The 25,778-nt window shown below is 38.3% G+C and carries 21 protein-coding genes and 1 riboswitch; of the genes, 16 read left to right on the plus strand and 5 right to left on the minus strand.

What is annotated here, in order from left to right; all coding sequences use genetic code 11:
- Positions 1–66 precede the first annotated feature (66 nt).
- The gene (locus ACAN52_RS20050) at positions 67–951 is read left to right on the plus strand and encodes a LysR family transcriptional regulator (protein ID WP_378956819.1); all 885 of its coding nucleotides are present in this window, start codon (positions 67–69) and stop codon (positions 949–951) included.
- Between the two features lie 211 nt (positions 952–1,162).
- A complete protein-coding gene (locus ACAN52_RS20055; RefSeq protein ID WP_378956820.1) occupies positions 1,163–1,783 on the plus strand; it encodes a DJ-1/PfpI family protein in 621 nt (206 codons plus the stop codon).
- Between the two features lie 572 nt (positions 1,784–2,355).
- Here the strand turns inward: ACAN52_RS20055 and ACAN52_RS20060 are convergent.
- A complete protein-coding gene (locus ACAN52_RS20060) occupies positions 2,356–3,441 on the minus strand; it encodes a response regulator (protein WP_378956822.1) in 1,086 nt (361 codons plus the stop codon).
- Positions 3,442–3,706: 265 nt separating this feature from the next.
- On the opposite strand from ACAN52_RS20060, the gene ACAN52_RS20065 reads away from it, so the two are divergent.
- The 8 genes from ACAN52_RS20065 to ACAN52_RS20100 all read left to right on the plus strand — a co-directional run bounded on the left by ACAN52_RS20065 (position 3,707) and on the right by ACAN52_RS20100 (position 12,246).
- Positions 3,707–4,345 (plus strand): lactate utilization protein, encoded by a 639-nt coding sequence (locus ACAN52_RS20065; RefSeq protein WP_378956824.1) that lies wholly within the window; start codon positions 3,707–3,709, stop codon positions 4,343–4,345.
- A gap of 451 nt (positions 4,346–4,796) precedes the next feature.
- Positions 4,797–5,798 carry a saccharopine dehydrogenase family protein gene (locus ACAN52_RS20070; RefSeq protein WP_378956825.1) on the plus strand — a complete coding sequence of 334 codons (1,002 nt, stop codon included), beginning with the start codon at positions 4,797–4,799 and terminating at the stop codon, positions 5,796–5,798.
- Positions 5,799–6,028: 230 nt separating this feature from the next.
- Entirely contained in the window at positions 6,029–6,328 is a 300-nt protein-coding gene (locus tag ACAN52_RS20075; protein WP_378956826.1) for a helix-turn-helix domain-containing protein, read from the plus strand.
- A gap of 362 nt (positions 6,329–6,690) precedes the next feature.
- Positions 6,691–7,584, plus strand: a complete 894-nt coding sequence (locus ACAN52_RS20080; RefSeq protein ID WP_378956828.1) for a LysR family transcriptional regulator — start codon at positions 6,691–6,693, stop codon at positions 7,582–7,584.
- Positions 7,585–7,609: 25 nt separating this feature from the next.
- Positions 7,610–8,800 carry an MFS transporter gene (locus ACAN52_RS20085; protein ID WP_378956829.1) on the plus strand — a complete coding sequence of 397 codons (1,191 nt, stop codon included), beginning with the start codon at positions 7,610–7,612 and terminating at the stop codon, positions 8,798–8,800.
- A gap of 172 nt (positions 8,801–8,972) precedes the next feature.
- A complete protein-coding gene (locus tag ACAN52_RS20090; RefSeq protein ID WP_378956882.1) occupies positions 8,973–9,896 on the plus strand; it encodes a hypothetical protein in 924 nt (307 codons plus the stop codon).
- A 129-nt stretch (positions 9,897–10,025) separates the two neighbouring features.
- Positions 10,026–11,810 (plus strand): glycoside hydrolase family 3 N-terminal domain-containing protein, encoded by a 1,785-nt coding sequence (locus ACAN52_RS20095; protein ID WP_378956830.1) that lies wholly within the window; start codon positions 10,026–10,028, stop codon positions 11,808–11,810.
- A 193-nt stretch (positions 11,811–12,003) separates the two neighbouring features.
- Positions 12,004–12,246: a hypothetical protein gene (locus tag ACAN52_RS20100; protein ID WP_378956832.1), complete on the plus strand. Its 243-nt coding sequence runs from the start codon at positions 12,004–12,006 to the stop codon at positions 12,244–12,246.
- A 141-nt stretch (positions 12,247–12,387) separates the two neighbouring features.
- Here the strand turns inward: ACAN52_RS20100 and ACAN52_RS20105 are convergent, their stop codons facing one another.
- The gene (locus ACAN52_RS20105) at positions 12,388–13,338 is read right to left on the minus strand and encodes a LysR substrate-binding domain-containing protein (protein WP_378956833.1); all 951 of its coding nucleotides are present in this window, start codon (positions 13,336–13,338) and stop codon (positions 12,388–12,390) included.
- A gap of 130 nt (positions 13,339–13,468) precedes the next feature.
- Between ACAN52_RS20105 and ACAN52_RS20110 the strand changes: the two genes are divergently transcribed.
- The 5 genes from ACAN52_RS20110 (at position 13,469) to ACAN52_RS20130 (ending at position 19,905) form a co-directional block, all read left to right on the plus strand.
- Positions 13,469–14,173 carry an aspartate/glutamate racemase family protein gene (locus ACAN52_RS20110; protein WP_378956835.1) on the plus strand — a complete coding sequence of 235 codons (705 nt, stop codon included), beginning with the start codon at positions 13,469–13,471 and terminating at the stop codon, positions 14,171–14,173.
- Between the two features lie 379 nt (positions 14,174–14,552).
- Positions 14,553–15,101 carry a flavodoxin family protein gene (locus ACAN52_RS20115; RefSeq protein ID WP_378956836.1) on the plus strand — a complete coding sequence of 183 codons (549 nt, stop codon included), beginning with the start codon at positions 14,553–14,555 and terminating at the stop codon, positions 15,099–15,101.
- A 297-nt stretch (positions 15,102–15,398) separates the two neighbouring features.
- Complete coding sequence (locus ACAN52_RS20120) at positions 15,399–16,922, plus strand: DUF1800 domain-containing protein (protein ID WP_378956837.1); 1,524 nt, start codon at positions 15,399–15,401, stop codon at positions 16,920–16,922.
- 14 nt (positions 16,923–16,936) lie between these two features.
- Complete coding sequence (locus tag ACAN52_RS20125; protein ID WP_378956839.1) at positions 16,937–18,202, plus strand: DUF1501 domain-containing protein; 1,266 nt, start codon at positions 16,937–16,939, stop codon at positions 18,200–18,202.
- 176 nt (positions 18,203–18,378) lie between these two features.
- Positions 18,379–19,905, plus strand: coding sequence for a PAS domain-containing protein (locus ACAN52_RS20130; protein ID WP_378956841.1), 1,527 nt, complete (start codon positions 18,379–18,381; stop codon positions 19,903–19,905).
- A gap of 253 nt (positions 19,906–20,158) precedes the next feature.
- Here the strand turns inward: ACAN52_RS20130 and thiM are convergent, their stop codons facing one another.
- From thiM to ACAN52_RS20145, 3 genes are all read right to left on the minus strand, one after another.
- The gene (gene thiM, locus ACAN52_RS20135) at positions 20,159–20,989 is read right to left on the minus strand and encodes a hydroxyethylthiazole kinase (RefSeq protein ID WP_378956843.1); all 831 of its coding nucleotides are present in this window, start codon (positions 20,987–20,989) and stop codon (positions 20,159–20,161) included.
- A complete protein-coding gene (thiW, locus tag ACAN52_RS20140; RefSeq protein WP_378956844.1) occupies positions 20,970–21,503 on the minus strand; it encodes an energy coupling factor transporter S component ThiW in 534 nt (177 codons plus the stop codon). The genes thiM and thiW overlap by 20 nt, the downstream gene beginning before the upstream one ends.
- Before the next feature lie 359 nt (positions 21,504–21,862).
- A riboswitch (TPP riboswitch) is annotated at positions 21,863–21,970 on the minus strand.
- Positions 21,971–22,043: 73 nt separating this feature from the next.
- The gene (locus ACAN52_RS20145) at positions 22,044–24,218 is read right to left on the minus strand and encodes a TonB-dependent siderophore receptor (RefSeq protein WP_378956846.1); all 2,175 of its coding nucleotides are present in this window, start codon (positions 24,216–24,218) and stop codon (positions 22,044–22,046) included.
- A 402-nt stretch (positions 24,219–24,620) separates the two neighbouring features.
- Between ACAN52_RS20145 and ACAN52_RS20150 the strand changes: the two genes are divergently transcribed.
- On the plus strand, positions 24,621–25,613 hold the full coding sequence (locus tag ACAN52_RS20150) for a helix-turn-helix domain-containing protein (RefSeq protein ID WP_378956848.1): 993 nt from the start codon (positions 24,621–24,623) through the stop codon (positions 25,611–25,613).
- The last annotated feature ends 165 nt before the right edge of the window (positions 25,614–25,778 follow it).

Genomic DNA, 25,778 nt, shown 5'->3' on the forward strand with positions numbered 1-25,778 from the left:
TAATGTTGTAAAACTCAAATTTTTTGTTAACTATATTAAATATTTCTATATATTGAGGGGTGCTTTATGTATTTTCCTGGAATTGAAGCGTTTTTAGCTATCGTACGGACCGAGAGTATAAGCAAGGCAGCTGAATTGCTGCACTTGTCACAAGCGACTGTAAGCTATCGGTTAAAGACCTTGGAGCAGGAAATGGGTGGCCTTTTGGTTGAGCGAAGAAAAGGGGCGCCCAAAATCCGTCTGACACCAAAAGGGGAGAACTTTTTTAGCATTGCCGAAAGATGGGATGCTCTTTGGAGGGAAACACAAATCTTACAGGTCAGTGGTTCGCAGTTAAGTCTGGCAATTAGTGCTGCCGAAAGTATAAGTCACTTTGTTTTGCCTCCGGTATATAGCATGCTAAATCAGCATACCCCGCCGATCCGACTGCAAATTCGTACTCAACATACTCAGGAAGCGTTTGATAGTATTGAAAGGCGCGAGATGGATGTGGCGTTTGTGGTGCGAGAAATCGTGTCGCCTAGTGTCACGGTTAAACCGTTTTTTGCTGAAGAAATGGTGCTGTTGCGCCTGGCTGTGCCGGGTCGGCAAGCTGGAGATACTGTTGAGATGGAAGAATTGGCGGTAGAGCACGAAATATTCATAAATTGGAACAGAGAGTTTCAATTCAGACATGACCAGTGGTGGGATCCTCTTTGCCCTTCCCGTGTTCATCTGGACACGGCGGGACTCATCACTACTTTTTTGAAGGACGCCAGACAATGGACTATAGTTCCTGCCTCTATTGGTGCACATATGATGCGGATTGGAGATTTTGTTCTTCAGAAATTATCGGCACCGGTGCCTCCAAGGATATGCTATAAGGTAACTCATAAGTTTCCGAACCAGGCTTTACACGAGCCCCTTCGTATTCTTGATAACTATCTGCAAGATATATTTGGGGTACAATGATCTGACCAGTCGAGGTAATAGCTGCAATTGATTCTGGGCCTGTAACTCTTTTCTCTCCATATACCAAATAAACTATATTAGACCCATTGAAGGTGCATTGTGAAAACTGGCTATATTAAGAAAATGAAATCTGCCTCTTTTTTAAAACCAGCTTGTATGTTGTAATATAAGTATCGCGTGCACGGGATAAAAAAAAATTCAGGAGGTTACAATGGAGCTAATTAAAAGGGTAGGTATTTTTTTATTTGATGGTATAGAATTGATGGATTTCGCTGGGCCATATGAGGTATTTACGGCTGCGAATCTTATGGCACCACAACAATATTTTGATGTTTTTACAGTGAGTGAGCAAAAGGGAGATGTTCTCACTAGCAATGGACTGACCGTAAAGGCAGATTACGGTTTTTCTGATTGTCCACAGGCGGATGTACTAGTGATACCAGGAGGAGATGTTCGTCCAGAGCTTCTTTCCAATGATACAATTCTGGAATGGATTGAAAGCCAGAATCGAAATACAGAAATCACTTTTTCTGTATGTAATGGGGCGATGTTACTTGCTAAGGCGGGCTTGCTCAAAGGATTGTCAGTCACTACACATCATTACTGTTATGATAAACTATCTGAAATCGATTTAACAATTAATGTTGTTCCGAAGATCCGCTATGTTGATACTGGAAAGATCATCACTTCTGCGGGAATTTCTGCTGGTATTGATGCAGCGTTACACATTGTGTTAAGGTTATTTGGTGAGAAAGTCGTTTTACACGCGATTGATATTATGGAGTATGAGAGTACTGCTTATAGAAACAATGGAAGTATTACATACAAATAGTTAAATTTGAAATATAAATGAAATAACTCCCCTCTATGTAGCGTGGCTTCCAACTGTTTACATAGAGGGGATTATTATGATGAAAAGAGTATCACCAAACTTTTGGTTCAGGGCTTGGATGAGGATATTATGCTTTTTCTTAAAATATTGAGTGGTTCTTCGTAGATGGCTCTCCCAATGACCTTGTTGGAGGAATATTTCAAGAGTTTTTTGAATGAGAAAGGGTACACCATGGCTGATCCATAATTAAGCATCTGCCTTTATAGTTGCGGAAGCACTCATTACTTACTCGTTGCCACTGAAGAAATGGGAATGATTTTGGACTTAGCTTTCCATAGGTAAAATCATACTGTAGCGTTTTAGGCTCTGGTTTTTGCTCTATAGGTTTATCGAAATTTTGATTTGGAGTAACTTGTAGTCCGGTAATATCCAGAAGATAGGCAGGGGACGGTGGTTTGTCTTGTTTAAGACGCACCACCGTCCCCTGTCTTCCCCAAAAAGTCGAAAGGCATGGTCTCTTTAAGCTTAGCGTTGAGTGTTAGACGAAAAAAGAGTAACGGGGAAGAAGTAAGTTAGTCACTTTGTAATGAAAAATCAGCAATAATCGATAAAAATGAAACATTTGGATTGATGTAGGTATAGGTGACTTTGATATTATAGAATTTTCCTACTTGATTTAACAATGTACTATAAAAGTTTAAGCTATCATAGGTTATTAACTCATCTTGGTCAATGAGTATTTGAGCACCATCAACATGTCCAATGTTAATAATATTGTTAATTCGAATACTTTCTTTGAGTTTTTCTGACGATACAGTACAACTATAATTTTGCTTTGAACCCTCTCGGTATAATAAATGGAATAAAGTAGTCATAATAAATTGAAATTGTTTATAGTTTCCGAAGCATGTATATTCTTTTAAATCGCCTAGTGTAGAACTATATTGCATATTCTTAATATTTGTTTTTATGTAGTAATCTAGAAAAATATTTACATCAGATAGAGTAAATTTTTCTAAAATTGTCGGTAATATATCGGTATAACTGTTTACAATGTTTTTTAGTAGACGAATTTGTCCAGCTAATCGATCCAGTGAGTGGATATTGTCGATAGTTTGTACAGATTCCATTAAATAATTAAATATTCTGTCTAAAAATACTTTAGTATTACCTAAGTCATAGTTACAACTATAAAATTGTTCTTCAAAATTTCGTAATAAAGTTTGATATGCTGTATTTTTTTGTTGTAATGATGATTCTTTATTTTTTCTTTCTTTACAAAAATCATAATAGTCGAGTGATTGCTGGAGCACTGCAAGCAAGTCTGATTCCGAGCCCCAAGGTTTTGTAATAAAACGAAAAACTTCACCTTGGTTAATGGCAGGCAATATGTCGAATATTTGAGTGCAGCCGGATAATACGATTCGTACTACATCTGGATATATTTCCTTTGTGTGACGAAGTAAAGATAAACCATCCATACCAGGCATAGATATGTCCGCAACTAAAACGCTGACTTTAGTTGTTTTCATAATCTCAAGAGCTTTTTGACCACTATCGGCATATAAAGAATAATAGTTTTCATTTATAACGATCCTTCGAATAGCATTTAATATACCCGGTTCATCATCAACAAATAATACTGTAGCATTGCGCATAAGTTACACCTCATATAATCTAGAATTTCTTCAAGGATAATTCTTAAAAATTCAATACAATGAAATATATTCCAATTCTAGTTGTGTTATCTTTAGGGTAGCAGAAATGTGAACTTTATTCAATTCCATATTATAAAAATTTACAAAAGCAGTTTATATATAGGTACTATCTTACAGAAAAGTGCGTACTTGTTAAAAACACGTATAAGATTTAGTATTAAAATAGAAATTTTTTTTAAGAATGATTTTAGGGGAGAGGTAAAATATGGAAGTGAAAAATTGGCATACAGAGGCAATTGGTAAACAGGTAGTAAATTCTTTAATAAAAAATGAGTTTGATGCTAGATATTATTCTACAACTGCGGAAGCAGCATCCTTTATTATGGAACATGTAAAACCAGGCATTAAAGTAGGTTTTGGTGGATCGATGACAATCAATGGCATGGGAATTCAAGATAAAGTTCAGTTGGCAGGAGCTACGGTTTTAGATCATGGTATACCAGATATTACGATTGAGGAACGAATCGCGATTGCAAAAGAGGAAATGTTGAGTGATCTATATTTGTGTAGCAGTAATGCGATTACTTTAGATGGCCTACTTGTTAATATAGATGGCATGGGAAATCGAGTAAGTGCAATGACTTTTGGTCCTAAAAAAGTAATAGTAGTCGTTAGTGTTGATAAAGTATGTAAAGATGAAGAAGCCGCCTTTGAACGGTTAGAAGGAATTGCTGCCCCTATGAATAATAAAAGACTAAGTACTCCCAATCCCTGTACACAAACAGGTATCTGTATGAACTGTAAGGCAAAAACTAGAATCTGTAGAGTATATTCTGTACTGAGAAAAAAACCGTGGGTAACAGATATGACAGTAGTCATTGTAGGAGAAAGCGCCGGATATTAATTTAACATTAATCGGAGAAAAGTATATCATCTCTAACTAAGAAGAACATTAGAAAACTATCCGTAGGCATTTGATTAATTTATCGTTAGATTAGAAAAAATAGGAATCTGCTAATTACCTGACTTGAAGGGTAATTAGCAGTTTTTTGTTTTTTCAAGTATCCATCTAGTTGTTTTTGACATTAAGGGACGTTCCTTTTCTGTCACAAAAATTGTCAAAAAAAGAATGTCCCCGATGTGTGGATGTGTCGCGATGTGTGGCCCAGGAGAGGGGGCATTTATTTATGAATCTCGATTTGAATATGACATACTATTGTCGTATTATCTTGTGTACAATCAAGAAGAACTGTATTCGCAATTTCTATTATCAGCTACAGTATATAATGCTTATCACTCGGGGTAATAAAATGAGCAAAAAATATAGTAAACATAATTATGTGGAGGTGGCACTGATGGATAATCATAACGTCTTAGTGTATGGAGCGACTGGTTATACTGGTAAGCTAATTTGTCTGAGGCTCAAGGAACTTAATATCAACTTTGCTATTGCAGGGAGAGATAAAGCTAAAGTAGCTGAGTTGTCCTCTCAATTAAACGTGCCCAACTTCGTGTTTGAAATCAGTGATTTTGGAGCATGGCAAGAGGCTTTGAGGGGGAGTATATGTTTAATCAATGCGGCTGGACCTTTTGCTCTTACTGCCGAGAATGCAATGTATGCTTGCCTTCAAAACAAAGTTCATTATTTGGATATTAGCGCCGAATTGTCAACTTACCAACTTGCTGAATCTCTGGATCAACAAGCGAAGGAAGCTGGGATCATGATGGTTTCTGGAGCTGGTTTGTTTGTTGCCTACGATGCCCTAGTCGTCCATACAGCGAAAAGAGTGAAACGTGCTCAGCAACTTTTCGTCGCATTTAGACATTATGGCGGATTCTCGAAAGGTTCCGTTAAAAGCTCTAAGTACATCGTGGACCTTGGCTTACTGATTCGAGATAATGGAGAGTTGAAACAAATCACCGAATCTAACACAAAGGCTTTTGATTTTGGTGAAGGGCAACAAGAGTGTTTTCCTACCTCGCTAGGAGGGATTATCGTGTCCTATAAATCTACATCAATTCCTAATATAAGAGAATATTTTCAATTGCAATTACCTGCACTAACGACTAACCCTACAGATATTGAAAATCTTTCAGATGGACCAACAGCCGAAGAACGTGCTGGGGGAAGAAGTAAATTGGCTGTGGAGATAATTGGGATAGACGGCGATTCTGCCTATTCAATTGCAGACCTACCTTCAGGGTATACACTAACTTCATTATCTGTCGTTGCAGTTGCTTGTCGGATATTAAATGGAGATTTAATGGCTGGGTATCAAACAGCAGGCTCCGCTTATGGCGAAAATATTATGAGCGATATTCCTGATTCTTATATTATTGACCTAAGCTATGACTGATCATCATTGATGATTAGCACGTTTAAAGGCTTTGTCGATACAGCTCCTAAATGGTTTGTTCCTGACCATGCGGACTTAGCAAGCCCTAAGTGAATTCCCTAAGAAGTCGCCTTTTTCATGCGGCTTCTGTTTTTGAGCTTCGCCAATAATTTTATGAAATATATTAATTATTATTGAATAATCATAATTAATATGATACCGTATAGACAAATCTACTGGAGGTGATTGTTATGACAGATAAAGAATTTTTGGAATTACTGATGTCATATAAAGCTGGTAAAGTTCCATTATTGAATGTCGGATTAGCATTAGCGAATAATCAATTTAGCCATGAATACTTAGCGTTAGCAAATAATATTTTGGTTGCAAAAAAAGAACAAAGCAAAGTTGGCAGACCACAAACTATTTCTCATGATGTAAAAGAATTGATTTTTAAGTTAAGAACAGAAGGAGCAGCACTAGAATCGATTGCACATCAAGTAAAATGCAGTTTATCGACTGTTAGAAGAACATTAGAAAACTATCAATAGGCATTTGATTAATTTATCTATGATACATTGAAACTAGACACCTTCACCCAACGATGAATTGTCTCTTTTCTTATCTGCTATAGTCAGTTCCAATTGAATCAAAAAAAACTGCTAATTACCTGACTTGAAGGGTAATTAGCAGTTTTTTTGATTTTTCTAGTATCTACCTAGTTATTTGAGGGCTACAACGTAAATTAGAAAATCCTATTGGTTCAATCAATATATTCAATTTCCCTTTTGCCCAAGGAACAGGTATTGTTAAAGAGGAGGAAAAATCGAAAAGTGGGAGCTTATTTAATTGTCAGGCATATAATAATGTCCTACAATATAAAAAGAGTAAAATTGTGGGATGTGTTAATTAAATGGATTTACGATTACTACAAACCTTTCTTCTGGTTGCAAAAATAGGCAATGTGACTCAAGCTGCAGAAAAACTAAATTTTAGTCAACCTACAGTAACGACCCAAATCAGAACAATCGAAGAACACTTTGGGGTCTTGCTATTTGAGAGAGTAGGAAAAAAGTTATATATAACAGAAGCGGGTCAACGTTTGATTGGCTATGCAGAGAAACTATTGTTAATACATGGAGAAGCACAAGCTGTCTTACAAGAATTCTCATATGATAAAACGATTAAAATAGGTCTTGGTACTGCAGTTGCAGCCCATACACTTTCACCTATTTTACGGGAATTTCAAGAGCAGATTTCTAATGTATCGGTAAGCATTGAGCATTGTTTTAATTTGCCGATTACAGTTAAAGGTATATTAGATAACAGTTTTGATTTTGCAATTGTGCATGACGAAATTTCAAATAATAGGATTTTGCAATTTAACGTTGTGGCGCAAAGACTAGTATGGATCGCACACCCTCTCCTTATCGAGAAGTATGGCAATAACGTTTGGCAGCACCCTTTCATTGCACTGAAACAAGGGAGTGTTTATCGCGCAAAATATGATGGGATATTACGGGAAAAAGAAATAAGTCCCATGTTGGAATACAGTGATTCTGAAGCAATTCGGCAGGCTGTATTAAATGGATTGGGAGTTGGTGTATTGCCGGAAGTATTGGTTAGGCACAATTTGGATGACGGAACACTTATTGAGTTTAATAATGCGCCTAAGTTTGAAATTATATTTTCTGTGATATTCCATAGAGAAAAAACATTTACTATTGCAACCCGTACTTTATTAGCAATGATTGCTGAAAATGCAAATATTCATAGCGAATTATTAGGATATTTACAATCGACGTAGATGATATGATTTTGGAGGAGAGCAAATGGAAAATTTTTATGATAACGAACAAATTAGAATACGTAAGAAAGCCTTATTGACGGGAAGTTTAGCACATTTTATACATGATGGATTTACTGATATGCTATATATATTTTTCCCCATTTGGCAAGCTCAATTTTTATTGAGTTTTACTGAAATTGGTTTTTTAAAAACACTTTTTTCGGGTACTATGGCATGTTTTCAGGTGCCATCAAGCAATCTTGCCAATCGAATTGGTGAAATTAGATTATTATTACTTGGAACTATCCTTACAAGTGTTTCAGTTTGGCTACTCGGGTGGTCTACAACTCCAATTTTTCTAGGCTGCTTACTCGTAGTCGGAGGATTAGGTTCTAGCGTACAGCATCCCTTATCATCTTCTATAATCTCCAATGCTTATACAAATAGCGATGCACGGAGAATATCGCTAAGTACTTTTAATGTAACTGGAGACATGGGCAAACTTGTTTTGCCAAGTGTAGCTGCTTTCTTAATTGGTCAATATGGTTGGCCGATGACAAGCCATGTACTTGGTATTGTCGGTATGGGGGTAGTTATCACTATTTTCCTAAGTAGTAAAAACATTCAGCAAGTAAATATAACTACAGAAAATAAGAAAACAAAGACAGCTATAAGTCTTTTAAAATGGAAGGAAAATAAAGCTTTTTGGTCGCTGTCAATGATAGGAGTTATTGATAGTGCAACACGTATGGGCTTTTTAACCTTTTTTCCATTTTTATTGCAGGAAAAAGGAGCAGAGGTGACAACCATAGGCCTAGCCCTTTCTCTTGTATTTGCAGGGGGGGCTGTCGGTAAATTCGTATGTGGTACGCTAGCTACAAAATTCGGAATACTACGATCAGTAATTATTACAGAGATTATTACAGCCTTTTGTATTTGGGCAATGCTCAACCTTCCGATAAATAATGTGATAGTACTCGCTCCGATTCTCGGAGTAGCCCTAAATGGTACTTCATCTGTACTTTATGGAAGCGTTCCTGAATTGGTTTCTGAGGAACGTAGGAAACAGGCTTTTGCAATATTTTATACAGCAACAATTGGTGCCGGGGCACTATCTCCTTCAATTTATGGGATGGCAAGCGACATAGTCGGTATAAAAACTGTCGTAATAATTGTTGCGATAGTAGCGCTTTTTACTATTCCATTAACGATACCTCTTAGGGGAAAACTTTAATCATTAATTGTGAGAATGATTCATTTTTTATGTATTCTAGTATTTCAAAAGATATTCTAAAAAATATAGGTTATATTTTAATGGCATATGGGAGAAAGACACTTGAGAACATCGGTGCAGACCATACGTATTTTTCATAAAGAGAAAGCTAAAAATGAGGAGGATGTTAAGAATGAAAACAATTAGCTTGCGCATTTTGCTCGCTTTGAGTCTGCTGCTCGGATTTGTGAATTCAAGCTCAGTTTGGGCGGAAGGGTCTAGTGAAGCACCAATGGCGAATATAAAAATCGAACAATGGAAAGGGCATAGTTTCACATTTCTTAGTTTGCCTGCTGATCAGCAATCTGCTGGATATGATATTTTTACGGAAGATCATGCAACGGAAGGATTCCAAGGCGATCGTTCCCTTCGCATTCCTTATGCGAATCATGTTGGAAAACAAGTTACAGTTACTGAAGTAGTGCCTTTTGAAGCTGGTAATAACCAGAAAGATTATATGGTGCACATGACAGTAAATAATACAGGAGAAAGATTAATTGGTCGCAGCTTGCGCGGACAATTAGAAGGTCTGGTACTAACATCTGATCTGGAAAATGCTAAGAAACAGTTTTTAGGAAAAACGATTTACCTTAAGTCTAGAGAACTATCGGGACTATATGTCCTTGGTATGACTACAGTACCACAAGCAGTGCCCACTACAATCGGTTACCCAGTTAAAGTGGTTGACGTTTATGCAGGTAATCAATCTCAAGAGCCTATTTGGTTAATTATTTCAGTGAATGAAGAAAAGGCGGTTTTACCTATAGGTTACAGTTGGACCAATATGCCAATTCAATCTTGGACCCAGAATCCTCCGTGGCAAAGTGCTTTTTTTACAGAAGATCCAAGAAATAGCCTCGGTGGATCGTATGATTTGTGGAATCAAATTCAAACTGGCAATGTAGAAGCTGGTATGAACAAAGGACAAGTAGATCTTAGCTGGGGTAAGCCAATCCGTACTGAAGAAAATGATTTAGTTTGGATCTACGGTACTAAGAAGCTTATTTTTGATGGCGATGTGCTGTCTTCTATTGAAGACTTTTCAGGAAGTGAATGAGGAACAATTGGGAAATAAATGAGAATCCAGGGGTAGGTATAATGTTTGAAACACTATACCTACCCCCTTGTTTATTTGGAGTATAGGAATATATAATTAGGAAAAGCAACTGGTGGAGGGGAGTATAACATGTATCGCTATTTTATAGCAATTTGTTTGGTGTTTGTTACCTTTTCCGTGGGTTTTGCTCAATCCCTCGTGAATATTTCTGAGGAAGAGGAACTTGCGTATCGTATAGATCAGATGAGCCTAGAAGAAAAGATTGGGCAATTATTTATGGTAGCTTTTCGACAAGAGAATGGAAAGCCAGTTACTACTGTAACTAGAGAAATAAAGGCTGAGTTACAAAAGTATCATTTGGGCGGAATTATTTTATTTGGTGAAAATTTTGTCGATATAGAACAAACAGTTACACTAACTATGGATTTGCAGCAAGCTGCAGGAACGATTCCTTTATTTATTGCTGTTGACCAAGAGGGCGGGCGCGTCAATCGGTTTCATTTTGGCACCAATTTACCAGGTAATATGGCATTGGGAGCTTCTGGAAAAGTCAGTAACGCCTACATAGCAGGAAATATTCTAGGAAGGGAATTAGTGGTGTTAGGAATTAATACTAACTTAGCACCTGTATTAGATATTAATAGCAATCAAGACAATCCTGTGATTGGTATTCGTTCCTTTGGGGCTGATGGGCAAATGGTAACAAAGATGGGAGCGGCGTATATACAAGGTTTGCATGCTGGGGGTATCATGGCAGCAGTCAAACACTTTCCCGGACATGGCGATACTTCACTGGATTCTCATTTGGGTCTGCCTAGTGTTATATATGGAAAAAGCCGTTTAAGTGAACTAGAGATACAACCTTTTCGCGAAAACCTTTCTGCTACCGATATGGTAGTGGCAGCTCATATTGCTTTTCCTGAATTAGATGATACTAAGGTTATATCAAAGAAAGACGGACAGCCAGTTTTCTTACCAGCTAGTTTCTCTCATAAAATTTTAACTGATCTTCTGCGGGAGAGTTTGGGCTATGATGGCGTAATTATAACCGATGCCTTGGAAATGAAGGCCATTACAGAACATTTTGGTACTGAAGAGGCAGTAGTAGGAGCGATTCAAGCTGGTGCGGATATTTTGCTTATGCCTAGTGATTTGCCTAAGGCATACGCGGGAGTGATAGAGGCTATAAAAACAGGCGTCATTTCCGAAGAAAGGATTAATGAGTCGGTGAAGAGGATTTTACGTCTAAAGCGCCAATGGATTACTCCTAAAAATATTCCAAGAAGTATGTTGCTTGCTGCAGCGCAAAGTATCGTGAGCAGCAAAGAACATAAGGAGCAGGAAAGAACATTAGCTTATGAAGCAGTCACTTTATTAAAGAATGAAGAGGGTACGCTGCCTCTAACGGTAAAACGTGATAGTAGGATTGTAGTAGCTGCGCCGCGACCAGAAATACTGAATGTTATGGGAGAAGCAGTTCTTACACAAATGAAGGCAGGTGGCCATCAAAAGGCTAAGATTACTGCTATTTCCTATGAAAATTTTGGTGAGCTGACTGCAGATCAGAAAAAAATGATTGATGAGAGCGATACGATTATACTTGCCACGTATAGTTCCACGCTAGCCAGTCGTACGCCAGGTCAAACAGCATCGGCTAGTTTTGCTGCAGCACTTACTCAGTATGCTGATCTATCGGATAAAAAATTGATTGTTATAGCTACGGGGACGCCCTATGATATTTTATATCTCCAAAGGGCCAAGGCTTATCTTGCTGTATATGGGACTAACTCTGCAAACATTCAAGCAGGTATGGCAGCTATTTTTGCTAGTATTAATCCATCAGGAAGATTGCCTGTACCTATACAAAATCAAGGAACGATTTTGTTTAACATAGGATACGGACTTAATAATTAATTAGATATATACATCAAATCAATAATTATGCCCTACAGTCAGGCTTAAGAACTGTAGGGCATTTGTAGTAATAGATTTTTGCCACGATAGGTGAAAGTTTTTTTACTGGAAATCTTTCGATTGCATACAGACATTGTTATAGCCGCACAATAACAGAGTAGCCTCCGAAAAATTTGCAAGGAGATGCTTTTATATGAAAATTATACCTACGTCTACCATTGTTATTGATAATGATACTGGAGTAACGCTACTTAATGAAGAGGATATGTCGCTATCTTTACCTGACCATGACGAAATTCAAGCACTTAAGGGTTATACCCTTTCAATTGCCAATAAAGAATACACAATAGTAGAAGCGACTACGGAACCAAGGCTTAACGACGATTGTGATATGATTGGTACTTATGTTTTTCTTAATGTAGAGAAAAAAACTTAAAATAACCGTATCATCTCTAACAGCAAAAATGCCCTAACCCTGACATATAGAAAGGGTTAGGGCATTTTTTTAGACAATTGGTCAGGCTTTAGGACGCTTGGTTTCTAACGAAAAAAAGAATTTGAGAAACTGTCGCTTTAGTTATTGTTCGTTATCTATTTTTTGTGCGGTTTTTATAAATTCTTCCATGACTTTAGTGATATATTTATTTTGTTTATTATAGAAAAATACATTGCGGAATGTATGAGTACTATTAATCTTGTAATATACCATATTTGAATCATTGCTTGCTTTTTGGGCTAAGGTATCGCTAATGATGGTAATTGCCATGCCGTAACAGGCAACATTATACGCAGTCGCTAACTGATCTAATTCTAAAATGATTTTGGGTGTTATACCGTTTTCTTGGAAAATTTTATCTGAGCGTGTTCGCGTATCATTTCCAATTCTTAAAAAAATAAATGGATCATGGGCAAATAATGATAAAGGCACGGAATTTGTCTCTGGCTTTAAGTGCATTCCTTGGTGGATATCGTCTATTGATAACTGATATTCTTGGGCGAGACTGTTTGAAGAAAATTTTTGAGGAACGGCAAGAATGAGACATTCGCGGCAGAATAAGTGTTTTTCATAGATTGCTTCATTTAGGGGGTAATTATCAATTACAAAATCAAGTGCGCCTGAAAATAGCTGATCTTCTAAATGTGCACTATTAGCTTCAACTAGATTTACTTTGATGGCAGGGTATTTATTAGTGAATTTCGTGATAATTGCTGGAAGAATAAATGAAGCAAAAACATTGCTTGCGCCAATAGAAAGGCGTCCTGTTTTCAGCTGGTTTAAATTACTAAGATAGTTTTCAAATCGATTTTCAATATCCATAATTTTTTCTATGGATTTTATATATTCTATGCCGGCCTCTGTCAATTGAACAGGATTACTGCTTCGGTCAAATATAGAGCTACCAAGGCGTTTCTCAATTTTTTTGATTGCAGCGCTTAAAGCTGGTTGGCTGATATATAGATTTTGTGCTGCTTTTGAAAAGTTTTTCTCTTTGTATACTTCATAAATATATTCTTTTCCTTTAAACATGGTACCTCCGCTATATAACCAAATGATTATATTATTTATACTAATATATCTATTTGATTCTATTGTATTTGAAATTTATAATAAAATCAAATAACGAATCAGTCTTTGATATAAACAGGGGGAAAGTAAAATGAAAAAGTCAATTGGAATTATTGGCGGCATGGGATCGTTAGCTACATGCGATTTGTTTAAAAAGATTATAGATATGACGGATGCCAAGTCAGATCAAGAACATATCCATATTTGTATAGATTGTAATACTAATATTCCAGACAGGACGAAAGCCATATTAGAAGGGGGAGAGAACCCCATTCCTGAAATGGTGAGAAGCGGTGTTAGACTGCAGTCCATGGGGGCAGATGTATTAGTTATGCCATGTAATACGGCGCATTATTTTTATGATAAAATTACACCTTTTTTCGATATTCCACTTTTAAATATGTTGAAAGAAACGGTTCTAGAAATTAAAAAAAGAAAAATAAGAAAAATTGGATTGCTGGCAACTGATGGAACCATTGAGTCAAGAGTGTATCATACGGCCTTAGCGGACGCGGGGATAGATTTGGTTATTCCTTCGCCAATAAAACAGATGAGTGTAATGGATGTTATTTATAATGGGATAAAGGCATCAAATAGAAATATCAATCTTAATGAGTTTTATGGAACAATCGACGAACTTTTTGAGAAAGGGGCAGAAATATTGGTGTTGGGCTGTACAGAGCTGCCGGTTGCATTTGAACTGTTTCATATTGATCGGCCGGCACTTGACCCCACCACAGTATTAGCGGCAGCAGCAATTCGATTTATTGATAGACCGTTATTAAATAGGCTATAGGATAATAGTCTCAAAATTTCGATAGCAATGAGGGGAGATAATCAAAATTCTGCACCGTTAGAGAGGATACGAAGAGCCACCTATTCGAAGGTTGGCTCAGTGATATCTATTTAATAAGGTTATCTTGTGACAATAAAAAAATACATGTGGTATAAAAATGGATACTATGCCACAAATAAGTGCGTACTTGTCAGTTGTGATATTAGTATATATTATTATAGCATAGCTCGAGCGTTCAGGGGACAATAGCAAAGAGTAGCTTTTTTCAATACAAAGCGGGATAACTTTGCGGTACGGAGGATGGGCTAGAGTTGATGAGCGGCAGATCCGAAGCTGCCGGTATAAGGTACAGTGATTTTGAATAGGGAGGAATCTATATATGTCCAAAAATATACTCGTTTTAACAGGTAGCCCGAGAAAAAGCGGCAACAGCGATAAGTTGGCGAATGCGTTCATTGCCGGCGCCCAGCAAGCGGGGCACACGACTGTAAAATTTACAACCGCAGATAAACACATCAAGGGCTGTATCGACTGTCAAACTTGTTTCAGCAGAGGTAGCGCTTGTTCCATTCCAGACGATTTTGCCAAACTTGCGCCGTTGCTGGAACAAGCCGATATGGTTGTGTTCGCAACGCCATTATACTGGTTCACATTTCCAGTACAACTGAAAGCTGCCATTGACAAGTTCTATTCCTTTTTGATTGGAAAAAAGCCCTTAAAGGTCAAGGAATGCGCACTTTTGGTCTGCGGTGGCGGGATGGAGTTAGATACGTATGACGGTATTGTCAAATCCTATAAGCTGATTGCCGATTTCTTAAACTGGAAGGACAGCGGCGTGATCATTGTACCAGGACTTCATGACGAAGATGAGATTCTGAAGACCGACGGACTGCAGAGAGCTGAAAAATTAGGAAAAAACATAGTTTGATGATTTAAGAAAACGCCACTAGCTAAGGGGTTAAACCTTACTAGCGGCGCTTTTTAATGATTTACATCAATTTCTATGCATTCGGTCACCAATGTAGGTATTCGTCCTATCGACCATCGAAGTAAATATCAACTGCAGAATATAGTCTATCTAACTTCTGAGGAGTATAGTCCATAGGAGGTTGGACAATTTTCTTGGTAGGATTTTAGAGCATCTATGAAGAACTATTGCAATGTAGGATAAGTCTTACTTACGAATCAATCGTTATAATATCGGCAGAATAAAGGTGGGTCGAGAGTGGAAAAGAAGATGGTACAAACTACTATGCCATATAAACAGGCAGGATTAACAGAACAACAGGCTGCCTTGCATTTGCTGAATCGTTTTACCTTTGGTCCAAAACCAGGGGATGTAGAGAAAATGGTACAAATGGGATTGGAAAACTGGCTAGAGCAGCAGTTGAAGATAGGATTATCAGATAGTAAGCTCAATGTAAAGCTACAAGAGTATCCAGTTTTGAGTATGAAGACACTGGACATCATTAATATTTACCCAGATAATAACAGCGTGGTGACTGAGGCAAAGCGGGAAGGATTTATTCCTAAGGAAGGTATTGCCGATCCAGTGGAACTAAAAAGAAAAATTGCTGAATTTGAAACAATTAAAGGCTATCGTTCCCAGCAGGAATTGATAAATGCGCTAAATGAACAAAAAATATTGCGAGCTCTCTATAGTGAAAATCAGTTGGCGGAAGTAATGACTGACTTTTGGTTTAATCATTTTAATGTATCTGTTACACAAAATAGAGCAAAGCCTTATGTATTATCGTATGAGCGGGATGGGATTCGCCCTCATGTTATGGGCAAATTTTCTTTATTACTACAGGCAACTGCTAGTCATCCGGCCATGCTTTATTATCTGGATAACGCTGAATCTATTGCGCCACCGAAATCTGCCCAGCAAGGCAAAGGAATTTCACAAAAACTTGGTGGAATTAATGAGAATTATGCTAGAGAATTACTAGAACTCCATACTCTCGGAGTTGATGGAGGATATAGCCAGGTTGATGTGCAGGAAACTGCGCGAATATTTACAGGATGGACAGTTTTGCCTCGGGAGGCTAATCAACGAGCAGAAATTATCACCAATATCCAGAGCGGAATAAATCATGATGTAATGACAGACGAGGGTTATTGGTTTCGAAAAAATTATCATGATGCTGGCGAAAAACATGTGTTAGGTTATGCTTTTGCTGCTGGTAGCCCCCAGGATGGCAAGAACTTACTAACTATATTAGCTAATCATCCATCCACGGCTTACCATATTTCTTATAAATTCGCTCGACGGTTTGATTCGGATAATCCTCCTAAAACCTTAGTAGAAAGCCTAGCCAAAACTTTTATGGATAAGGGTGGCGATACTAGGGCATTAGTACGTACATTAACTCAGTCCAAGGAATTCTGGGATGAAGCAAAACAGCCAACGAAGATTAAAACTTCATTAGAGTTTGTGGTTAGCGCACTACGAAGTGGTAATACTGAAGTAACTGATGCTAAGGCTATTCTGTCGTGGATCAATCGTATGGGGCATTCTCTTTATAGTTGTTTGCCACCGACGGGCTATCCAGATCGAGGGGATTTTTGGCTAAATTCAGGCACGTTGTTTACAAGGATCAATTACTCTTTTGCGCTTGCCTATGGTAATATCCGTGGCGTAAAGTTAAATGAAGACATAAATAGTACAAAGACAGATTCAGCGGGTATTGACAGACGCTATCAACAAGGTATCTTATGGTCAGCGCCCAATTTTCAAATGCATTGATGGGAGGGTTTGCCATGATCACACGACGGAATTTCATGAAGCTAGCAGCTCTCTGTTGCTTATCAGGATATGGATTATGTAGATCGAATTGGTTCTCTTATGTAGAAGCGCTACCAGCTATAAATATACTTGAATCAAATCACATTTTGGTGGTGATTTTTCAACGTGGAGCTATGGACGGGCTCATGGCAGTCACTCCTTATATAGATCCAATGTTATCACAATTAAGACCGTCATTATTGATTTCTGCTGTACAAAAGGGAAATACAGATCCGAATAAACTGATCGATTTAGATGGTCGCTTCGCTCTCCATCCAGCTTTTGGGGAATTAGAACCCTTATTTCATAGTGGCCGTTTGGCAGTGGTTCACGGAGTTGGTTTATCCATTTCTAACCGATCTCATTTCGATGCCCAAGATTATATAGAAACAGGTGTGCTGAGTCAAAAAGGATTTCCGTCTGGTTGGCTGAATCGATCAGCAGGTTTATTACCGCGTAGTGGTGCTCTACAAGCAATTTCTTTAACCCCTACTCTACCACGATCTCTGTCGGGGGAAATTCCAGCATTAGCGATGGCTAATTTATCAGATTTAGGAATTAAATTACCAACTAATAGTAATAATTTGAAGGAAATTGCGTTGAAAGATATTAGGGACTTGTATGCAAAGAGTAACAATAAGACTTTGCGCATAGCTGCTCAAGATGGATTGGCTGCTAGTCAAATTTTAGCGAGTGGCAAACTTAATGAGACCCTTCTTAGAGATGATTTGCCGTATCCAAAAAGTAGTTTGGGAAGTAGTTTGCAACAGATCGCAAAAATTATCAAAAGTAATATGGGGTTACGTATTGCTTGTACCGAATCAAGTGGTTGGGACACTCATGTGGGGCAGGGGACAACAAATGGTGCCTTTGCAAGATCAGCCAAAGATTTATCCCAAGCGCTAGGAGCATTTTGGCGAGATATTACTGATTACCAAAGTAAGGTCCTAGTCTTGACAGTGACAGAATTTGGTCGGACTGTACGAGAAAATGGTTCTAAAGGTACTGATCATGGGCGAGGTTCTTGCATGTTTATTTTAGGCGGGAGTGTAAAGGGTGGGCAAGTTTATGGAACATTACCAGAACTTCACGCTGAAAATTTAGTAGATCAACGTGATCTACCAGTCACTACGGATTTTCGTTCTGTTTTTGCCGAAGTCTTGCGCGGTCACTTAGGGATACAACAAATGCAAAAGATATTTCCAGATAACCCTCCATTAGGATCGATAAAACTTTTTTAGGTGGTAGTGATATAAAAACCATAATTTATATATAAAGTGAATTATGGCTTTAATATTTTATGGCAATTTTCGAATGTATGGATAGTGTTGTGAAAAATAAATCAGTAAAATCATTATATAATAAGTTGTTTACGTAGACTCACAGTAACAACTATAGGAAAGAAGAGGATGTAATTATGTTTTTTAATGGAGAAAAAAGTAATGATAATCTTATATTAGCCGAAAGTGAATCCCTATTAGAAGCCGTAAAGTCGGGAAAAAGCGATGCGCGCGCTAATATGCACAATATGTCCCCACAGGCTCAAAAAATCATCCATAACTTTAATAGTGTGCTGGATATTATAAATAGTACTAATCAAAATCTTTTAGTACGGTTTGAACTAGTTAATCAGGCTACTAATATTGGATTATGGGATATGAGTGTGATTGCGGGTGACCCCATTAATCCGGCCAATGAATTTATCTGGACAGATCAATTCCGTAAGATGCTAGGATTTAATAATGAAAGTGACTTTCCGAATAGATTGGATAGTTGGGCTTCTCGATTACATAAACAAGATAAAGATTGGGTACTAAAAGCTTTTGCGGCTCATTTGATGGATCACTCGGGACGAACCCCCTATGATATTGAATATCGGCTTCAGATAAAAAGTGGTGAGTATCGTTGGTTCCGGGCCACAGGTACTACTATAAGGGATCAAAAGGGAATTCCATTAAGAGTAGCTGGTGCGTTATATGATATACACGAGAAGAAAACTAAGGAAGCCGAACTTGAAACTATGGTTACGCGATTTGAGTTAATTAACAAAGCACTAGCTGCCGATGCAGAACTCAGTGATGCTCCCTGGGATATGAGTGTTGTTGCTGGTGATCCAGTTAATCCTAATAATAAATTCTGGTGGTCCCCTCAGTTCCGTAAGCTTCTAGGATACAATGACGAGCAGGATTTTCCTAACTTATTAAGTAGTTGGAGTGAGAAACTGCATCCAGAGGATCTTGATCGCACATTAACAGCGTTTGCTGATCATTTAAATGATCGATCTGGAAAAATACCCTATAGCATTGAGTATCGGCTCAAACTTAAAAGTGGAGAATTCCGTTGGTTTTATGCTGGTGGTGAAACTCTTCGTGATAAAAATGGTGTGCCTTTGCGGGTTGCTGGTACACTTAAGGATATTACAAAAAGAAAAATGAAGCTACAATTAGAAAAAGAACTAGCCGAAAAGGTGGAACAACTTGCAGAGTCTATGAATCAAATGGTAACTGGTATAACGGGAGTAACCGTCAGTGCTCAAGAACTTGTTTCTGCCCAAGAGGCTACAATGGCATCGGCGCAACAAACCAAAGTAAGTGCAGATACGACTACTCAAATTACTGAACTGATCAAGCAGTTCGCTGATCAAACAAATTTGTTGGGGTTAAATGCAGCTATTGAGGCGGCTCGAGCAGGCGATCAAGGTCGGGGGTTCGCTGTGGTGGCAGAAGAGGTTCGTAAACTGGCAATAAGTAGTGCAAGCGCTGTAGGGCAGATTGAAAATAGCCTTAGTGACATGAAAAAATCTCTGGATGTTATCGTAGAACATATTAACACCATGACGGAGCTAACTCAATCCCAAGCAGCTACAACGCAAGAAGTAAACGCCTCTGTCGAAGAGATCGGCGTTATGACAGAAGCTGTCATGGATATTATTAAGAGGATGTAAAGTGATATTTATTATCAGTTAAAGGATGAATTGAGACGGATCTTGTATGATAGCCCAAGAAGGGTTATCGTCGCCACCATCTAAATCTAGATTTTTTTAAAAAATGAACCCGCTAATTCCCTAGCTTGAAAGGTAATTAGCGGGTTCATTGTGATTTTTAGAGAATTTTTTCCATTCCATCATGACCAAGGCGCTCTAAGATTCAAATGGAGCTAAAGCTCTACCTGAATCAAGCCTTCTTTATCATAGAAGCTCACGTTAACGTACATCTTATTTTTTTCTTAAGATTATAGTCTGATAGGCTAAATATAGAGTCTAAGAGTTTTGTCCTAAAGGTTCCAGTCCCTTTTCGATTCGTTGAAAGTTCGCCGCATATCCCCATGAGCGCTACCGCTAATATCGTTCCACCTATGATGTTTTTATTTGAGATAAAGGCTGCAGTTAAGACATTTAGCATACAACCCGTTCCTGTTACCATTGAAAGCATTTCACAGCCATTTTCAATAAGATAGGTATCCGTTCCATTCGTTATAATATCAATCACTCCTGTTGCTGCCACAACGGAATCTGTTTGTAACGAAAGAGACTTTAACATTGCGATGCTAGTCAACATCGTATCATTCGTAATAGAATCCTTTTCACCGACATCAATTCCTTTTGCACTGCTTTCCATACCATAGAGTGCTTTAAGTTCTGACATATTGCCTTTGATAACGCTTGGATGACATTCTAAAATAAAGTTTTTTGCAAAATCAAGGCGAAGGGTACTGCATCCGACTCCAACAATATCAATAATAGAGGGAATATCTTTCTCAAGAGCAGCTTTGCCGGAAAGCATTATTGATTTCATACGAGTATCATTTATGTTTCCAAGATTTACGGCTAGTGCTTGGGAAAAGGTTGTGATTTGGGACACTTCAGCAGGATGTTCCGCCATGATCGGTTTTGCGCCGACAGCAAGTACAACATTAGCGCAGTCATTGATGGAAATATGATTTGTTATACAGTGAATCAGTGGTTTTTCAACCTTGACCTTATGTCTTATATCCAATAGATCAGTTATGTTATATGCTTGGTTTGTCATAAATCTTCGCCCCCAAGCTTTTTTGGAAATTGGCAAGCATACCTGATTTTCTTAGGGAAGTAAGGAAAAAATATGCAATGGTTCCGCCAATCAGCGTTCCACAAATAAATAAGGGAACATAAAACAACCATGTAAGCCCCGTTTTTCCGTAGATGAAGGCCATAACTGGGTAGGAAACAATAGCTCCAATGATACCTGTTCCAATAACTTCGCCGATAACAGCATAAAGTAGTTTCCCCTTCGACATTCTGTAAAAAATTCCTGACAACATTGCGCCGAAAACTGCACCAGTTAGAGCCAAAGGGGGGATACCCATAAGCATCATTCGGATTACACCTATTAATGTTGCACAAAGCAGGGCATACCAAGGACCAAGCAAGACAGCACATACGATGTTAATAAAATGAGCCATAGGACACATTCCTTCGATACGTAAAAGGGGGGAAATGACCACCCCAAGTGCAACTAGCATTGATAGCATGACGAGTTTTAAAAGATCAGATTTTCTTCTCATAAAAAATACCTCCTAAACAATATTTATTTTAAGCACAAAAAGGCTTAAATGCCTAATGGTTGACAGAATATGTCATACAGGCAGATTAATATTGTTTGAAGGTATATTTTTCTATAGCCAAATAGCATCCCCCTGTATGTCATAAAACATACCAGTTCGGTCGAAGCTGAAAAGCTTCCTCTCATCTCGAAACACGAGCTCCCTCGCTATTTAGTTGTCTTTTTATTTAAGGTGCAGGACGCTCCTCCTCCACCACAATTATTCTTTTAGCATAGTTAGGATCTAATCTTTCTAAAAGATAAATAACAAAAATGGGATATACCAATAACGGCATATCCCATTGTATTTGTAATAACTATAACGTCAAAAACTGCAGTTCCTACGTTGGCATTATCCAAATCAGGTATATGGGTCAAAGTTTGGTTACTTTTTCTCAGCCTGCTCTACAAGCTCCCCAGAGTATTTAATTTAATTGAATTGAATTTTATTCTATCATATAAAAATTTATCAGACAAGCACCTTTCTTTATAATGGGAAAGCCTACCAGCGACGGGTAGCTGTAAGCTGAATGGTGCGCCCTTCATCAACGGTATCATAGTAGTCAGAAGAGGCGAAATCGCCAATAATATAATGCTTGTCCAAGAGGTTATGAACATTAAGAGCGTAACGCCAACTGCCTGTATCATAACGAACGAGGGCATCAGCCAGCCATACTCCGCCTACTTTATGGAGGTTATCATAATCGTAGCGGGAACCGATATAGCGCAGTCCGGCACCAAAGCTCCAGCCTTGCTTTTTATCTTCTGTTGGCGAAGTGGTATCCAGCCAGATTGAGGCACTGTGACGAGGCACGCCTTCGGTATGTAAACCAATTCGTTGTGGATCCGTGTCTTTGGTAATCTTGTTATTAAGTAAAGTATAGGATGCTGTCAAATTCGCGCCTTTGAAAGCAGCAATATTGGCTTCCAGTTCTAATCCTTTAGAAGCTATCTCGCCAGTTTGAATGCTGAAGTTATCATCTACTGGATCAGTAGTCAACACATTTTGTTTGCGCAAGTCAAAAATAGCAGCAGTAAAACGGGCATTGCTATTAGCTGGCTGGTATTGGACACCTAGTTCATATTGGCGGCCAGTGGTAGGAGTGAAAGAGTTGCCGTTTCGGTCGTTGCCGGATTGGGCTTGGAAAGACTCATTATAGCTGATATAAGGCATTACACCGTCGCCAGCATCATAAACTAGACCTAGACGTCCAGTCAAGGCATCCTGATTAGTTCGTGTACGGATACCATTTTTGAGATTGAGTGAATCTTGGTCATATTGATCATAGCGTCCACCAACCAACGCTGTCCAGCGCTTATTGAATTTCAGTTGATCCTGCACGTACCAGCCAGTCTGCTCCGTAGTGGCATTGGTCATAGTTGAAAATGCTGGATTAGTAACGGCCTGGGCAGCCTGAAGAGTTAATAGATCAAGAGCTGGTAGTGAGCCACGCCCCCAGCGGTATTTGCTGTCACTGTGCTGAAAATCAAATCCTAACAAAGTGGTATGAGCAACTGCTCCTGCCGACCACTTTGCCTGAAAGTGGGTGTCAATAGCATTCGTGATAAAATCGCCCTTTATGTTGCGTCCTACTCGATTGAGGGTATGACCATCGCTGTCTAACGTTGAGACATTTGTTATTTTATTTTCATAGGAAAGATCCAAATGGCGAGCCGTTTGGGTTACGGACCAGGTATCGTTGAAGCGGTGTTCTAAGATATAGCCGATTTGGGTCTGATCTTTTGTATAGCGATCATAGTCTTGGCCAATGAGTAATTTATTAGAAAAACCGTATAAGGGATGGCCTGGTAGGTACACATTGCGGGTATAGTTGTAATCTCCTTTGATATTATTTTTCAAAAAGTGAGTCAGTAGGGTAAGACTAGTCTTCTCATTGGGGATCCAGGTCAAAGCTGGAGCAATAAAGTACTTTTCATTGCTACTTTGATTGACATATAGATCTTCTTCAGTGGTGTGGGCTGTCAGTCTAAATAATAATTTGCCGTCTTGACGTAGGGGACCGCCAAGATCCAAAGCGGTGCTAAGCTGCCCACTGTTGCCAACCTGGAGCTGAATTTCTCGTAGATCAGTGCTAGTTGGACGCTTGGATACTTGATTAATCAGTCCTCCAGGACTATTAGCTCCGTAGAGGATAGATGCTGGCCCTCGTAATACTTCAATACGTTCAAAACTATATAGATCGTTAGTTATACTATTCATGCCTGAGGCCAGCATATTTAGTCCATCCGTATAGGTTGTGTCGCCGCTGGAGAAACCACGAATATTTGTATTAAATACCCGAGCATCCCGGTTATAGGTTACATCGCTAATACCAGGAGTATAACCTAGGGCATCGAACAAGTCCGTTGCACCACGGGCCTCCAATTGCTCGCGAGTGATGACGCTGATAGACTGAGCCGCTTCGCTGAGAGGTGTATCGGTTTTGGTGCCGACGCTACTGCGTTGAGCGACATAACCTTTGTCAAGGGAGTTATCTTTTATTTTGTTGCCGACAATCTCAATTCCGTCGAGGGAAAATTCTCGTTGTTCCGCAGGAATCGTGGATTCCTCATTTTGTTCTGCTGCATGGGCAATTAGGGGTAGGTGCAAAAATAAGCTGCTACTTATCAGGGCACAAAGTAGGTTTTTACGAGAACGAGACATTGTTATTTTCATACAGACTATCGACTCCTTATCTTAGTTTACGACATCATATAGTTTTGTATTACCTCTAGCAACTATATTGGAAAAGAGAATAATATCTATTATCCTAAAAAAGTACAAGTGCCAGTTAGCAATCACCAGTGGCTACTGATGTTAATCTGTGGCTATTATAACAAGGTCAATCGGGCTAGACAAGCCGTCTAGACTTTAGTAATATGATGTTTATAAATTGGTTTTAGTCAAAGATAATGAGAATCTATATCATTCGATGGGCTGTAAATAGCCAGTTTTCTGTGATTAAAATCGATAAAAATCTGTCATTTTGGGATAATTACTTGAGAAAACAGTATGGTATAAAAATAGATAAAACACCATCTAGAAAAATGATTTTTGATAAAGTGAAGGGGTGATGATATGGAGAGCAAGGTATTATTGGGGGCGGGACATGATGGATTGGTGTCTCAAGTAGGGGGAGAAAAAACCGATTACAATACTGGCATCCGGTATATTCTTTTACCAAAAGGCAGTAGTAATAGCTGGATTGTGGATTTGTATCCTGCACCAGGGTTAGTGGTCAGTAATGCTTATTTTACACTTCCCCACCCTGTTACCTTCCAACATACTATTCAGCAAAAGTATTTGTGGTTATGTTTCTTTGAAAGTGGTGGTGTTACCATTATTCAAAAAGGCAAAAAGGCTGAACAGCTACAAAAAGGTGTCATTTATGCCTTAATCAGTCAAGGGTCGTCGTTTAAAATGATATTTGATAACACTGAACGGATTTTGTATACTAGTATTTTGATCACGGATGATCATATTGTAGAATATTTACAGAGTAGGCCATGGGAAAAGCTCTTTACCTTAATTGATGCTTCAAATTGGGAAAGTCAGCAGTATAATACCCCTGAACTGACAATGGCATTTGAGCAAATAAAATATGCAACTAGGCGAGCGATTGCACCATCCATGTATTTCGAAGGGAAAATTATGGAAATTATAGGGTTAATTCGGTGTAACGTTCAGCATGAAGAATATTGCAAAAAACATACCCAAAAGAAAATGGAAATTAGGCTGACGTATCAAAATAAGAAATATATTTGGAAGGTTAAGAAAACTCTAGATGGCAATATTCTCAACCCACCGTCAATTGAGCAATTAGCGGTCATTGGTGAGATGGGCACAACTAGGTTACGTCAGCGCTTTAAAGGTTTGTATGGGTTGACGATTGCTGATTATATACGACGGGAAAAAATGAAAATTGCTCTACAACTATTGGGTGATGATGCTATGAGTATTAATAATATTGCAACAAAGTTAGGTTATAAAAGCGCTAGCCAGTTTACCGCTGCTTTTCAAAAAATCCATAGCTTGACACCAAGTCAATTTAGAAAAACCTTAGGGTTATAGAGAGGATTAGAAAACATCACCGCATCTTCAAACTAGAAGGTTGGGTGATGTTTTTTTAGGAGGTTATTTAACTAATCTAATTGACAATGATTATTATTCTCTAATATACTATAACCTATGATAACAAGGTGGAATTTTATAGTTGGTTGTATTCAGCAATATCAA

Origin of the sequence: Pelosinus sp. sgz500959, from assembly GCF_042610375.1 — a bacterium.
Taxonomy (GTDB): domain Bacteria; phylum Bacillota; class Negativicutes; order DSM-13327; family DSM-13327; genus CTSoil-075.